Genomic DNA, 13,778 nt, shown 5'->3' with positions numbered 1-13,778 from the left:
CGGCCACCGGACTCGCCCGCCCGCTGCCCAGGTCGGGCGCCGGAAGCGCGCCCGGAGAAACGACGCGTGAGGACCAGCCACTCCATCCAACAGTTCGTTGACAACGCTAACACGCCTCTTTACGGTGGCTGTTGCTGCGCAAGGGGCTCAGGGGGGCGACAGACCGTGCTGGTGAACGACATCGGTGATCCCGGCCGAACCGTCACGGCGGATCGCCTGCTGGACGACGCCGAACGTGCTTTCCTGCGCGCCGAGTTCAACGTCGTACGACCGATTCTGCAGCGCTTCCAGACCGAGTCCGGCCCATCCGGCGCCGGCAGCGCCGCCGTACGGTACGCCGTGCTCCGCGCCGCGCTGGCCGCACGGGTCGGGAACTGGCCGGAGGCAATCCGCCGGTGCCCCGACAGCGACCTGGACCTGGCGTCGACGGGGGTCGTGCACGCCCTTGCGGTAAGTGCCCTGCGCCGACTGGGGGAAGAGGGCGGGCGGCACACCGACGCCGGCACCGCGGCGCTCGCCGTCGTGCTGTGGGCCCACCTCCTGGACGAGGAGGACCCCGGCGACTTCCGCGCGCTGCTCACCGAGCGGCGCGGCGCCCCCGTGCCCGACGAGCTGTGGGAAGAGGCCCGCCGCCGGCTGCTCGGACGCATCACCGACCTGCTGCACGCCCTGGACGTCCGGGCCGGCCGGGACGCCCTCGCCGCCTGGGAGACGGCCTGGGAGGCCGAACGCACCGACCCCGTGGTTTCCCTTGCGGACGCCGGGCCCGACGGCTTGATCCCGCTCGAGTGGGCCGCCCGGCATCTCGTGAGCCATGGCCGCGGCGACGCCCTCCTCGACGCCTGCACCGCACGCCACCCCGACCCCGCCGCCTGGACCGCGGACTCGCCCGACCACCGCGCGTGCGCCGACGCTCTCGCCCAGGCCCTCGCCGAACGGGGCCGGGACCGGGTGCGGGCCGGACAGTGGAGCGAGGCGCTCGAGGACTTCGGCACGGCGGCACGGCTCGGGCACACCCTCGGCGCCCAGGACCGGGCAGCCGTACTCCGCGCGGGGAAGAACGTGGGGCGGAGCTTCACCGGGCACGCCTACTCCCCCATCACACGCATCCAGGGCCTGGAGCTGGCCCACGCGCTGCTGCCCGAGGACGGCTCGCTGGCCGCCGAACTCACCGCCGAACTGGTGCGGCAGGGCCGGAAAGTCTTCGACAGCGACCCCCGGCAGAGCAGGAACCGCTTCGCGCGGGCCCTGGCCGTGTCGCCCCATGACCGGGACGCCAGGTGCGGCCTCGACGACCATCTGAGGACGGACCTGCGCCGGGCGCTCGACGGGGCGCAGCCCGCGGAGAAGATCCGCACGAGCGCGGTACGGGACCTGCTGCGGCGCGATCCGGACTGCGCGCCGGCCCGGGAGTGGCTGACGAAGCACTACATCGGGCAGGCCGTGACCGCCGCGTGCCGCGGACGTACGGCAGCGGCGCGGACCGCCGTGCGCAACGTGCTCCGGTACAGCGAGACCAGGTCCCCCTACAGCGAGGAACTCGTCGACGACGTGCTCGTCGACCTGCTGGTGGACGCCGCCCGGTTCCCCGGAGCCGAGACCACGCGCGCCGGGAAGGAACGCCGCGTCGACCTGCTGAGCGCGGCCGTCGCCGTCGCGGGCCCGGCCCGCGGCCACGTCAGGCAGGAACACGAGGAGGCAGTGCTCGACCTCGCCGAGCACCTGGAGGCCACGGCGTCCCCGTCGGACGTCATCGAGCTGTTCCTGCGGGACCTGGTGCGGGCCGGTGTCAACGCCCGCTTCGACCAGACCGTGAAAGCCGCCTACCTGCGCCGCGCCGCGGCGCGCGAGGAGGAAGGCGACTTCGGCGGGGCGCAGCGCGACCGCGCCTGCGCGGCGCGGATCGGCGACGGACTGCCGGACCAGGTCCCGCTGTTCGGTCCCGCTCCCCGCCGCTTCCTCTCCCACCACCACGACTTCGGACAGGACACCCTCTTTTGACCGTCGACAAGCCCGCCTCGGGCCCCGGGGACACCGAAGCACCCCCGATCCCCTGGTTCGGCCCCACGCTCCACGAGCTCGTCCCCGGCAGCCCGCCGGGCACCCGGCCCCCCGTCCTGCGCAGGCAGGTGGGGCAGGCCCTCGCCGCGGCCCGGCACGACCCGGTCAGGCAGGAGCACATCCGCCGGGCCGACCGGGCCTCCCGCAGCGCCGTCGACTCCCTCGTCGCCGAGATGCTCACCCCGCCCCTGCCCCGCCCCGACACCGAGGAACTCCCGTGAACGGTCCCGCCCCGAGCTCCCCCACCGACCCGCCGTCCGAACTCGACAAACTGCGGCGCCGGGTCGAGGCGCTGTCCCGCAAACGCGACGAGGCCGAGGCCCGGCTGCGCGCGCTGCTGAGCTCCCTGCTGCCGCTGGACGACCTGCTCGCCGACACGCGCCGCCGGACCGGCGCCCTGCACGAGGCGCGATCCGCCCGCGAGGCGATGTCGGCCGCCCTCGCACTGAGCGAGCAGATCGACGCGGCGCACCGGATGCTGCGCAGCGAGTTCGCACGGCACGACGTCAGGCCGATGAACGCGGTGGGCAAGGCCGTCGACCCGGCGGAGATGCGCGTCGTCGGGACGGAAGCCCACCCCTCCGCCCCGCCGGGCACAGTGCTGAGGGAGAAAGTCACCGGCTTCCGCCTGGGCACCTCCACCCTGCGGCCCGCGCAGGTGGTCGTCGCGGTGCCGGGGCCCGCACCGGAACCCGAACCGGTTCCGCCGGCCGGGAACGGCCCGGACCCGTCGGCGTCCGAGGCGGCCCCGGCCGGCGGGCGGACACAACCACGGCGCACCACCCGCTCCCAGCGGCGCCTGCCGCGCAAGCCCTCGGCCGGGCGGAGACGCCGCTCCCGCCGCGCCTGACCCGGCGGCCGCGCACCGCCGGCCCGCACCGTGCCCGGCACACCCACCCGGCACACCCGGGCACGGTGCGGGCCCCACCCGGCCCCGGCCGGACGCCGCAGCCCGCGCACCACGCCTCCCGCGTCCTCACCGCCCACGCACCGCAACGATCAGGAAGCAGCCTTCCATGCACCGCATCCTCGGCATCGACCTCGGCACCACCAACTCCGTCACGGCCTGGCTGCACGACGGCGTCCCCGTCGTCCTGCCCAACCGGCACGGCGACCAGGCCACCCCCTCGGCCCTCGGAACCGACTCCCGCGGTGCCCTGCTGATCGGGCACGAAGCCCTCAACTCGCGTGCCGCGCTTCCCGGTTCCGTGATCACGGAGGTCAAGCGGCTGATCGGGCGGCGCTGGGACGACGAGCTCGTGCAGCAGGCGCTCAAGGCGCGGCCCCACGACGCGCCGCCCGTCCGGGCGAGCGCCGACGGCTCGGTGGAGATCCGGCTCGGCGAGCACTACCTCTCCCCGGTGCAGGTCTCCGCCATCCTGCTGCGCCGGCTCAAGCAGGACGCCGAGAGCGCCGCCGGAGTGCCGTTCCGGCGTGCGGTGATCACGGTGCCGGCGTACTTCGCCGAGCCGCAGATCCACGCGGTGCGCGAGGCCGGCCGGCTGGCCGGTTTCCACGTGGCGCGGATCGTGCCGGAACCGACCGCCGCCGCACACGCCTTCGGCATCGGGCCGGGCGGGAACGACGTCAAGGAGTACGCCACCGTGCTCGTCTTCGACCTGGGCGGCGGCACCTTCGACGTGTCGCTGCTGACGATGGGACCGGGCTACTTCGCGGTGGACAGGCTGGGCGGGGACAACCTCCTCGGCGGCGCCGACTTCGACGCGCTGCTCGACGGCCACCTGCGCGAGCAGCTCGGCGGGCGCGACCACGGCGGCGAGGGGGACGCCTCCCGGATCCGGGCCGCCGCCGAACGCGCGAAGATCGAACTGTCCACCCGGGACGTCTCCGAGGTGGTCCTCTCCCCGCTCGGCCGCCAGGGCGGGTCCTGGTCCGGAGCGGTGCGGCGCACGGTCTTCGAAGGGCTCCTCGAAGACCATCTGCGCCGGATGCGGGAGACGGTCGAGTCGGTGCTGAAGGAAGGCGAGGCGCTGCCCGAGGACATCCACCGCGTCCTCCTGGTCGGCGGCTCCACCCACATCCCGGCCGTCCGGCGCGCCCTGGAGGACCTCTTCGGCACGGACAAGGTGTCGCACGCGGTGGATCCCATGCTGGCCGTCGCCCACGGTGCCGCCGTGGAGGCCGGCCTCCTCGGCACCCTGGACTGCCCCGCCGAGACCTGCACCGTCGAGGGCATTCCCGTCACCGCCGACGCCTGCCCCGGCTGCGCCGCCCCGCTGCTCGGCACGCCCACCGTGGACTGCCCGGTCTGCCACGTCCCCGCCCCCGAACGCACCGCCGCCTGTCCCGTGTGCGCCACGGACCTGTCAGGACTGCGCGCGACCGCTCCGGCGGCCGCCCGCGCGGAGTGCCCCGCATGCGGCCGGGCCGACAACCCCGCCTCCGCGGCCGTCTGCCTCGACTGCGACGCGCCGCTGGGCGCGGGCGGCCTGAAGTGCCCCGGCTGCGGGATGGTCAACGCAGCCGGTCTCAGCGCCTGCTCGTCCTGCGGCAGCGACTTCGGTACCGCCCCCGCCGAACAGGTCACGGCACAGCACCTCGGACTCGAACTCAAGGACGGCACCGTGGAAGTCCTCTTCCCCGGCGGCACCCCCTACCCGACCGACTGGCGCCGGGTGGACGACCTCGTGGTGCGCGGCGACGGCGAATCGGTGCGGTTCCAGATCTGGGAGGGACCGCACACGGGCTCGGCGCAGCGCAACGAGTTCTGCGGCGGCTTCGTCCACGAGCGCACCGACGGACTCCGCGGAGAGGTACCGCTCGCCCTGCTGGCACGGCTCGACGCCGACCGGACCGTCGAACTGAAGTACCGCATCGGCTCCGGCGACTGGCACGGGGCCCGGCTGCGGCGCACCATGGTCTCCACCGCCGTCGGCCGCAAGGCAGCCGAACTCCACGGCCGCTACACCGACTTCCTGCACACCTGGGACCAGGGGATCACCCCTGCCGAGCGTGCCGCCCTCACCGAGGTCATGGCGGACCTGGAGGCCCTCGCCAAGGGGGAGCCCGTGGGCCGTTCCCTGGACGGGCTGCTGGACGCGGCCCGCAGCACTCTGGAGCTGTGCACACAGGCCCGAGAGGCCTCCGCCCGGGCGGCCGTCGCCGCCCGGGGCGGACGCGGACTGCTGCCGCCATCGCTCCTGGAGGAACTGCAAAAAGCCGCAGAGGCGGTCATGGACGCGCGCAGGGCCATGGACGCCGACGCGATGCGGGCGGCCACGGAGCGGGCCGAGGACCTCTGGACCGGGCTCGACCCGGCGGTCCGCACCGCGATCCTCACCATCCGCCTCGCCGAACAGGACGCCTACCCGACGACCCTCCGCAAGGAGATCCTGGCCGCCCGCGACGCCCTGCGCAGTGCCGTGGAACGCGGCGACCAGGCCGCCCAGGACACCCAGCTCGTACGCCTCGGACGCCTCGCCGAACAGGGCCGCGGCCAGCTCGCGGAGGGGAGCGCCCCCACTGTCGGGAGTGTGCTGCCGTCCAGGCGGTGACGGGCCTGGGAATCCGGTGCGGTGCGGGGCCCGTCCGGCTCCGCACCGCACACGTCGAGGGGCCTCAGGCCCCTCCCCTCCGTGAGACGCCGGCTTTGAGAACGCCGGCTTTGAGAACGCCGACCTCGCACTCCTCGGGACGTCGTCCCCATGGCGATCTCCCCGCCCGCCTCGCCCGGCGAGGCCCCTCCCCGCCTCCCGCGCGGCTCCGTCCCGTCGCGGCCGTCAGTCCAACAGGCGCTCGGCGCACCCCGGCAGCCTCGGACGACCGCCGTCCGCGGCTCCCCTTTCACCTCATCACCGCCCACCCCCGCAGCCCTTCCAGATGCCGCGGCAGCCGGCTGCCCTGCCAGCCCAGCACCAGCCGCTCGCGAGCGCGGGTGATCATGACGTAGTAGGCCATGCGGAGGGACGCCGCGGTGGGGTCGGTGTCGGCGTCGGTCTCGGTGTCGGCGATGACGACGGTGTCGAAGTCGAGCCCTTTGGCACTGGCGCGGTGGACGAGGACGACGCCGGGGCGGGCGAGGTCGAGATCGCGGTAGCGGCCCGCGGGGGCCGCCGAGCTGTAGAGCTGGGGTTCGTGGGCGAGGCCGGCCCGTTCCAGGCGCCGCATCAGGTCGGCCGCGGTGCGCAGGGAGTTGACGATGACGCCAACGCGGTGCCTCGGCTGCCGGGCCGCCATGCCGGCGATGTCGTCGGCGAGGTCCTGGTTGCCGGAGTAGCGGCGGATCACGGGCAGGGTGCCGCTGCGGAAGGGCATCTCGGGGGCGGAACCGCCGGTGCGGAAGTGTTCGGCCAGGGAGGCGATCTCGCGGGTGTTGCGGTGGTTGCCGGCGATCCCGGCACGTCCCGTGGCGCGGCCGAGGGCGCCGGTGATCTCGGCGAGGGTGGAGTTCGTCTCGGTGAGGCGCTGGCACTCGTCGGCGAACACCGTGACGGAGGCCGCGGCGAGGCGGATCAGCCGGTAGAACTCCGGCGGCAGGTCCTGGCCCTCGTCGACGACGAGGTGGGGCGTGGCCGGGTCGTCGCCGCCGAAGGTGGCGGCGGCCCGGTGGATGAGGGCCGTCCAGTCGAACCAGCCGTCCTCGGTGCGCGCGGCGTCGCGGCCGAAGCGGCGCAGGACCCAGCCGTGGACGGTGGCCGCTTCGACGGGCGCGCCGGGGACCGTGAGGCCCTGGAGCGTGCCGTGCAGGAGCTGGCGCAGGAGGTTGGAACGGGACAGCAGCAGGGTGGGCCGGCCGGTGAGGGCGAGGTGGACGGCGCGGTGCGCGGCGAGCAGGCTCTTGCCACTGCCGGGCGGGCCGCTGACGACGTGGTTGCCCGTCAGCGGCAGGGCGTCCAGGCAATCGCGCTGGGCCGGAGTGAGATCGGGGTGGAGGACGGGGACGTTCACAGCTGTCACGGAGTTCCTCCCAGGGCGGTGGCGGCCGCGTACTCGCGACTGGCGGTGAGGACGTCGGTGAAGTAGCCGGGGACATGGGCGGAGCCGACGACCAGGGCGCGGTCGAGCAGGGTGTTGCCGGTCTGGCAGCTCGTCTCGGGCAGCAGGGTGCAGGCGTGGCAGGCAGCGCGGTTGAGGTTCCCGAAGCCCTGGCCGGTGTGCTCGGCGCACAGCGGATCGGCGGAGCACCAGGCGGCCGCCTCCAGCATCCGGATGAGCGTCTCGGCGAGGTGCGGTGCCTCGCCCTGCCGGACCAGCCCGCCGAGGGTGCCCTCCGCGTCGCCGGCGGCCGTGTAGACGAGCAGTCCGCGCTGGCCGTACTCGGGGCGGCCGTAGATGCGTTCACGCAGGCTGGCGGTGGTGTAGCCGGAGTCGAAGGAGAGCTGGCGGATGAGCAGGTGGGCGAGGGTGTGCAGGAGCAGGAAGCGCGGGGAGAGGTCGCTGCCGACGGTCTCGGCGAGCTGTTCGCCGCGGAACGACGCGTCGAGGTCGGTGCGGACGCCGCGGACGTGGGCCTGGACGCGGGGGTCGTTCTCCCAGGCGGTCAGGCGCTGTTCGTCGAGGGCGAGGACAATGCCCTCGCCGTAGACCTCGGTCGCGGGCAGCCAGCGCAGGCGCCCGCTGGTGTCGGCGGGCACGAGGGTGCCGCCCGGGGAGTAGCGGCGGAACCCGGCCAGCGCCCGCACCTCACGGAGGCGGTCGACGAGGACGACACCGCCGATGTGCGCGTCGAGGGTGGCCCAGGGCTCCTCCGTCTCCCCCTTGAGGCCGAGTCCGCCGCGGCGGATCGCGAACTCCTTCGTGGGCTCCGGCAGGTGCGCGGCGTCGAAGGCGTACCACTCGTCGCGGCTCAGGTCGATCTCTTCGGGCCCCGGTCGGCCGGCGGGCGGCGCGGGGGAACCCGTGGCCTCGGCGACGAGCTGGTCGATGAGGCTGTCGCAGGCGCCGGTGTCTTCCTTGATCAGGCCGCGGAAGGTGTCGGCCCGGGACGTGCCGAGCGCGTCGAGCAGGATCGTCCAGTACGGGTGGCCGAGGACTGCCTGAGCCGCGTCCTGCTCCGCCCAAGGGGGTTCGGCGGACTGGGGGATGTCGAGGGCCGAGTGGACGACCGGGTAGTACACGTTGCCGGCCGTGCGCTGCACGACGTGGACCTGCTGGCCGCAGGAGGCGTTCTCGTGCCACCGCTGCCAGGGGTTGCGGCCCGAGCAGCGTCCGCCCTGGGGCCCGAGGATGTCGAGCAGGTCGCGCTCGGCGCCGCACGGCTTGCCGTCCTGCCTGGTCGCCGAGCAGCGCACCGAGAGCGCTTCGAGTCCGGAGGCGCGGTCGGCGACCCGGAAGCTGAGACGGCGCGCCTTCCAGGCGTGCTTCGCCTCGGAGCAGGAGGCCCGCACCTCGGGCGCGAGCTTGGAGTGGGCCCAGTACCACCAGTCGACGTCGTCGAGGTGCCCGTCCGGGCAGATCCGAACGAACCGCATCGGGGTGAGGCGGGGTGCGGCGGCGCAGGAAGTGCAGACGGGCGGCTCGCCGGGCTTCTCCCTCTCGTACAGGAAGCGGACCATGGTCCGGCAGGCGCCGCAGAACAGCCAGCCGGGAAAGCGCACATAGGGAACGCCGGGGCGATCGGGCTGGTCGTAGCGGTCGTTGAGGGTGTGGGGCGCGGCGAAGAAACCCTTGACACCGAGGCGGGCGGCGAGCCGTTCGGAGGAGACGGGGGTCTTCAGCCGCGGCCAGGTCTCGATGCCGGCGGCGACGAAGGACTCGCCCTGGATGTCGAGGACGGCGCCGACGCCGAACGGCAGCACGGTCTGCGCCTGGCGGACCCGGAGTTTGCGCTTCACTTTCCTGCTCCCGTCACGGTGATCTGGCACTCGCGGTCGACGCTGCGCATGGAGTTGAGGGTCTCCCACAGGCCGTAGCGCTGCTCGAAGGCCTTGAGCAGGTTGTACTGGCCCTTGCCCTGGCTGCGGTAGTGGAGATCCTTGCCCTCGGCCGCGGCCGTCTCGGCCTGCCGGTACCAGTCGTCCAGCAGGTAGCCGAGTTCCTGGCGGACCTCGGCGCGGACGGCGGCGCCGCCGGCGCCCGCGGCGCCGCTCTCGGCGATCGCGGCGCGTGCGGCGAGGGCGTCGGCGATCCGCTCGGCCTCGTCCTTGTGGAGGATGATCCGCCCGGCCTGGTTCTCGGCGGCCAGGCCGAGGCGGTGGCGGACCAGAATGACGAGCGCGGCGTGCAGGGCGCGGCGGCGTGCGGGCAGGGACCAAGGGGTGATGCTGGCGGGCTCGACGTAGCGGTAGAGCGCCCGGTGGTAGTCGACGAAGGTCTCGTAGTGGGACCGGTCGCGCGGGCGGGTGGCGTTGAAGTAGGTGACGACGAGTCCGGGCACGCGGTGCCGGCCGACGCGGCTGGTGGCCTGGATGTACTCGGCGGTGGTCTTGGGCTGGCCCTGCATGAGCATGTAGGCGAGCCGCTTCACGTCGACGCCGACGGAGAGCATGTTGGTGCACGGCAGGAACGAGACCGACCGGGGATCCGTCCAGGGTTTCTCGAGGCGGTCGAGCAGGATGGGCTGTTCGGCACGCGGCAGGTTGCTGGTCAGTTCCTGTACGTCGCCGTCGCCGAGCGCGCGACTGCCCGCGCCCTCGTCGAGGCTGCGCAGCTGGGCGGGGATGTCGTCGCCGGCCGCGGTGACGGTGCGGCCGAGTTCCCGCAGGCTGTGGTGGTAGGCGACGAGCGTCCAGTAGTCGTCGCGGTGCTCCTCGGGCAGCTGGTGGACGCCCTGGAGCATGGCCGCCGCGGTGGCGACGGCGCCGCGGCCCGCGGTGTGGCCCTGCGCCATGACGCCGAGGTAGAGCCGGCCGGGGCGGCCGGTGTCGGGCACGGCGAAGAAGCTGTCGCGGGCGTCGAGTCCGGACGGCGGGAAGAGCTGGACGTCCTGGTGGTGCAGGGCGCGGACCTGCTCGGCGGAGCGGCGGATGGTGGCCGTGGCGGCGACGATCTTGGGCGGGCGGCCGGCCGGATCGGTGCACAGTTCCAGGATGGCCGCCTCGTAGAGGCCGACGGTGGTGCCGAGCGGCCCGGTGAGCAGGTGCAGCTCGTCCTGAATGATCAGGGACGGGGGCGGGTTGCCGGTGCCGGCGCCGAAGAGACGTCCGGAGTCGGGTTCCCAGGCGAGCCGGGCGAACTTGTCGACGGTGCCGAGGACGAAGGTGGGCGGGTTCTGGTAGATGTACTGGTCGACGACGGCGACGGGCAGGACGTCGTGGAAGGCGCAGTCGTCGCGGGTGCAGTGGAAGGCGAAGCCGTCCGCTTCGGCGCGGACTCCGTAGTCGGAGCGGACGCTGGACCGGGTCGGCGGCAGGATGCGGGTGCCGCACCACGGGCAGCGGTCGAGGATGAAGACGTCCTCGGGATGGGTGGCCTCGCGCTGCTGGTCGAAGGCCTCCCTGGCGGCCTGGAAGCTGTTGGGGGTGGTGGTCTCGCCGACCCACAGGCCGATGGTGATCGGTTCGCCTCCGAGGCCGAGTCCGGGTTCGGTGCGGCGGAGGTGCTCCAGGGCGCAGATCGTGGTGGCGGCACGCTGAAACTGCTGGGTGGTGAGCAGGCTCAGGGTGTAGCGGCTGAGCACGGCGGTTCCGCCGCCCTCGTTGCGGATCCGTCGCAGGGCGATGGTGAAGGCGGCCAGGAGCAGGTAGGCCTCGGTCTTGCCGCCACCGGTGGGGAACCAGATCAGGTCGGTGGTTCCGCGGTCGCGGTGGTCCGGATCGGCGACGCCGTCCAGAGCGAGGAGGAAGAAGGCGAGCTGGAAGGGGCGCCAGGCGGCCTCGGGATCGACGGGCGGGTCGACGGCCACGGGATCCGAGCGGTGGCGCCGCCGGCCGGCCTGGTCGGGAGCGGAGTGCCGCATCTGCAGCAGCATGGCGCGCTGGGCGACGCGGAAGGCGGCGAGGACTTCGGGACGGTCCGGATCGCACAGGGTGCGCACGCCTGCCTCGATACGGGTGACCGCCCGGCGGATGCGGTCCAGGATCCGCTCCGCGGCCTCCCGCCCCCAGGCCGGCACCTCGACGGACCGTTGCCCCACGTACCAGGCGTGGTACGAGGCGGCGAACTCCGCCAGCTCCTCGCGGAGTTGGTCACGACTGACGGACGGGTCGGCCAGGTGGGAAATCTTGAGCACAGGGGCGTCGAGCGGGCCGCCGGCCCGGATGGCGGGCACCTCCGCGCGCGGCAGGACTTCACAAGCGAGGAGCGCGACGCTGCCGTCCTCCCCCCGGTCCTCGCGGACGGCGCAGCCGTGGCCGACGGCATGGGTGACGACGTGCCGGTACTGGAGGCGCAGTTCGCGTTCCTCGGGGTCACGGCTGGCGAGCCGGACGCTGGGGTACGGCAGCACGGCGCCGTCGACGGGGCGGACGGTGAGTCCGCACTGGAACAGCATGTCGTCCCAGCTCGGTGCCTTGCCGTCGGCGCCGTCGTGGCGGGCGGTGTTGACCAGGGCCACGGTGACCAGCGTGCCGTCGCCGTAGGAGCGGCGGCGCAGCCGGATCTCCGCACGGCCGTCGAGGACGGGCACGCTCTCCCGGTCCGGGCCGATGGTGTGCGTCTCGGGTGTCAGCGGGACGCGGCACCAGCGCCGCCCGCGCCCGGGTTCGCCCCGCGACGTCTCGTAGCGGGCGGCGGTGCAGCTCACCTCGACGTGTACGGCATCGGTGTAGAAGCTGAGGCCGAGGGAGGCGGGCAGCCAGCTGTTGGTCTCGGGCACGGGGTCGGAGGCCGGATTCACGTCGGGGGCGTCCTGCTCGGCGCCAGGTGCCTCGGGGTCGTCGGCCGCAAGGGCGAGCTGCCGCTGCAGGTCCGCCTGCTGCGGATAGAGCGTGCCCATCAGGTACTGCCGGTCGGGCGGCGCGTCGAGCACCTCGTCGTCGCCGCCGGCGGGGCCGACGAGCTGGCGGGCGAGGTAGTCGACCAGCTCCTGGCGCGGGTCCATGTGCGGGTTCCTTCGGATCAGGGGTGGTGGACGGAGAGAGGAGGCGGCAGCAATCCGCCGGAGAACCGGCCGGTTCAGCGGGACGACGGCAACAGCCCGTGGCGGGCCAGCTCGCCGCGGAACTTCGCCTTGGCCTTCGACTCGACCTGGCGGATGCGCTCGCGGGTGACACCGAAGACGACCCCGATGTCCTCCAGCGTGTCCGGCTCGCCGCCGTCGAGACCGGTGCGCCGGACGAGGACATACCGCTCCCGCTCGGACAGGTGCTCCAGGACGTGCCGCAGGCGCGCCTGAAACTCTTTGCGGATCAACACCTCGGCAGGTCCGGGCAGTCGGCTCGGCCCGATGATCAGGTCGCCGAGTGCGGCGTCGTCCCCGATGATCCGGTCCAGGGAGTCAGTGGGCCGGCTGATCCTGCGCACCTCCTCCACCTCGGCGAAGGTGAGACCGCTGACGTAAGCCACGTTGTCGATCGTCCTGGCGCGTCCTTCGCCCAAGAGCTTGCGCTCGGCCTTGGCGACCTTGCCGACCTTCTCGTGGACGTACGCGGGAAGCCGGATCAGGGTGCCCTCGTCGGCGATGGCCCGCGTGATGGCCTGCTTGATCCACCACGTCGCGTAGGTGGACAGCTTGTAGCCCTTGGTGGCGTCGAACCTGCGGACCGCGCGCAGCAGTCCGCAGGTTCCGTGCTGGACGAGGTCGTCGATGTCCAGGCCGCGCCCCTGGTATCCCTTCGCGATCTTCCACACGAGTCGCCGGTTGTGCAGGACGAGGCATTCGTAAGCGCGCCACCGCTCGCCGTCGCGGGGCAGCGCCGCGATCTCCTCCGCCGGGACATCGCGGCCGAGGCGGTCGGTACCGCCGCGGAGGAGAACAGCGAGGCCCACCTCCTCGTCCGCCTTCAGCACGACCTTGGCCGGGTTCCTGCGCCACCGGTCCTCCTCCAGCACGGCCCGGGCCGCGCGGACGGCGTCGGACAGCCTGTCGTCCATGACGGAAACAGCAGAGCGGGCGCGCTTCTTACCGGTCTTACTGGTCCTACCGGTCTTACTGGTCTGCGACATCGAGGACGCGGCGCTGGAGGCCGAGGCGGACGCAGGCACCACGGACGGAGCCCGACCGCTCGCCGCCACCGGGGCGGACGTGCCGAGCGGGCCGGGGCGAGAGATCGGGAAGGCGGCGGCCAGTTCACGCGCTTCGGCAGGGCCGAGCCCGTGGAGACGCACCACACCGTCGTGGGCGAGCCTGCTGACGGTGCCGTCGGTGTCGGCGTAGCGGGCCAGCATCCGCCGGGCCTGGGCCAGGCGTCCGGCCGCCTCGGTGGCGGCAGGCCCCGGCTCGAAGGCGACGGAAGGCGGGGCGGACGCCCGTACCGACGGGGCCGCGGACCGGACCCCAGGGCGAGAGGCGGGCGCGGAACGGTGGCTTGCCCGCCCCCTGTGGGAAGGCCTCACATGAATGCCGACAGTGGCGAGCCCGTTGCGGAGCCTTCGCTGCTGCTCGTCGGTCGTGAGCCCGAGTCGCTCCGCTTCCAGGGCGAAGGCCCGGTGACTGACGACTCCCGCACGAGAGGCACAGCTTTTCAGCCTCTCGATGACGGACGGCAACTGCGCCTCGACCGAGCGCCGTTCGATCCCGGCCATCGACTTCCCACCCATAGCGCCCCCCACTGAAGCGACCGAGCACCGGTTCCGCCCGAGAGGGCCAACCGAGTGCATGCACAGCCTAAACAGATGTGTTTACACTGTCAACGGATTGATCGATTCTGATCACGTGT

General features: G+C 73.4%; 8 protein-coding genes. 4 read left to right on the top strand and 4 right to left on the bottom strand.

Translation table 11 applies throughout. The features are described from left to right. Window positions 1–165: 165 nt before the first annotated feature. The 4 genes from IE225_RS13730 to IE225_RS13715 all read left to right on the top strand — a co-directional run bounded on the left by IE225_RS13730 (window position 166) and on the right by IE225_RS13715 (window position 5,576). A complete protein-coding gene (locus tag IE225_RS13730; RefSeq protein ID WP_190057753.1) occupies window positions 166–2,001 on the top strand; it encodes a hypothetical protein in 1,836 nt (611 codons plus the stop codon). Continuing rightward, window positions 1,998–2,282 carry a hypothetical protein gene (locus tag IE225_RS13725; RefSeq protein WP_190057752.1) on the top strand — a complete coding sequence of 95 codons (285 nt, stop codon included), beginning with the start codon at window positions 1,998–2,000 and terminating at the stop codon, window positions 2,280–2,282. The genes IE225_RS13730 and IE225_RS13725 overlap by 4 nt, the downstream gene beginning before the upstream one ends. Then, complete coding sequence (locus IE225_RS13720) at window positions 2,279–2,911, top strand: nucleotide exchange factor GrpE (RefSeq protein WP_190057751.1); 633 nt, start codon at window positions 2,279–2,281, stop codon at window positions 2,909–2,911. The genes IE225_RS13725 and IE225_RS13720 overlap by 4 nt, the downstream gene beginning before the upstream one ends. A gap of 166 nt (window positions 2,912–3,077) precedes the next feature. Further along, entirely contained in the window at window positions 3,078–5,576 is a 2,499-nt protein-coding gene (locus IE225_RS13715; RefSeq protein WP_190057750.1) for an Hsp70 family protein, read from the top strand. Between the two features lie 289 nt (window positions 5,577–5,865). Here the strand turns inward: IE225_RS13715 and IE225_RS13710 are convergent, their stop codons facing one another. The 4 genes from IE225_RS13710 to IE225_RS33115 all read right to left on the bottom strand — a co-directional run bounded on the left by IE225_RS13710 (window position 5,866) and on the right by IE225_RS33115 (window position 12,993). Next, window positions 5,866–6,978, bottom strand: a complete 1,113-nt coding sequence (locus IE225_RS13710) for a DEAD/DEAH box helicase (RefSeq protein ID WP_190057749.1) — start codon at window positions 6,976–6,978, stop codon at window positions 5,866–5,868. Continuing rightward, complete coding sequence (gene drmB / locus IE225_RS13705; protein ID WP_190057748.1) at window positions 6,975–8,855, bottom strand: MrfA Zn-binding domain-containing protein; 1,881 nt, start codon at window positions 8,853–8,855, stop codon at window positions 6,975–6,977. Before drmB ends, IE225_RS13710 begins: the two co-directional genes overlap by 4 nt. Further along, complete coding sequence (locus IE225_RS13700) at window positions 8,852–12,001, bottom strand: helicase-related protein (RefSeq protein ID WP_190057747.1); 3,150 nt, start codon at window positions 11,999–12,001, stop codon at window positions 8,852–8,854. Before IE225_RS13700 ends, drmB begins: the two co-directional genes overlap by 4 nt. A gap of 74 nt (window positions 12,002–12,075) precedes the next feature. Further along, complete coding sequence (locus IE225_RS33115) at window positions 12,076–12,993, bottom strand: sigma-70 family RNA polymerase sigma factor (protein ID WP_229879517.1); 918 nt, start codon at window positions 12,991–12,993, stop codon at window positions 12,076–12,078. Between the last annotated feature and the right edge of the window lie 785 nt (window positions 12,994–13,778).

Origin of the sequence: Streptomyces echinoruber (genome assembly GCF_014651135.1) — a bacterium.
Classification (GTDB): Bacteria; Actinomycetota; Actinomycetes; order Streptomycetales; family Streptomycetaceae; genus Streptomyces; species Streptomyces echinoruber.
The sequence above is the reverse complement of the archived record's forward strand: the minus strand, read 5'-3'. Positions and strand labels throughout refer to the sequence as shown.

Coding starts and splice junctions, on each gene's coding strand:
- IE225_RS33115 (WP_229879517.1), bottom strand. CDS start 12,993: ATGGACGACAGGCTGTCCGACGCCGTCCGCGCGGCCCGGGCCGTGCTG.
- IE225_RS13715 (WP_190057750.1), top strand. CDS start 3,078: ATGCACCGCATCCTCGGCATCGACCTCGGCACCACCAACTCCGTCACG.
- IE225_RS13700 (WP_190057747.1), bottom strand. CDS start 12,001: ATGGACCCGCGCCAGGAGCTGGTCGACTACCTCGCCCGCCAGCTCGTC.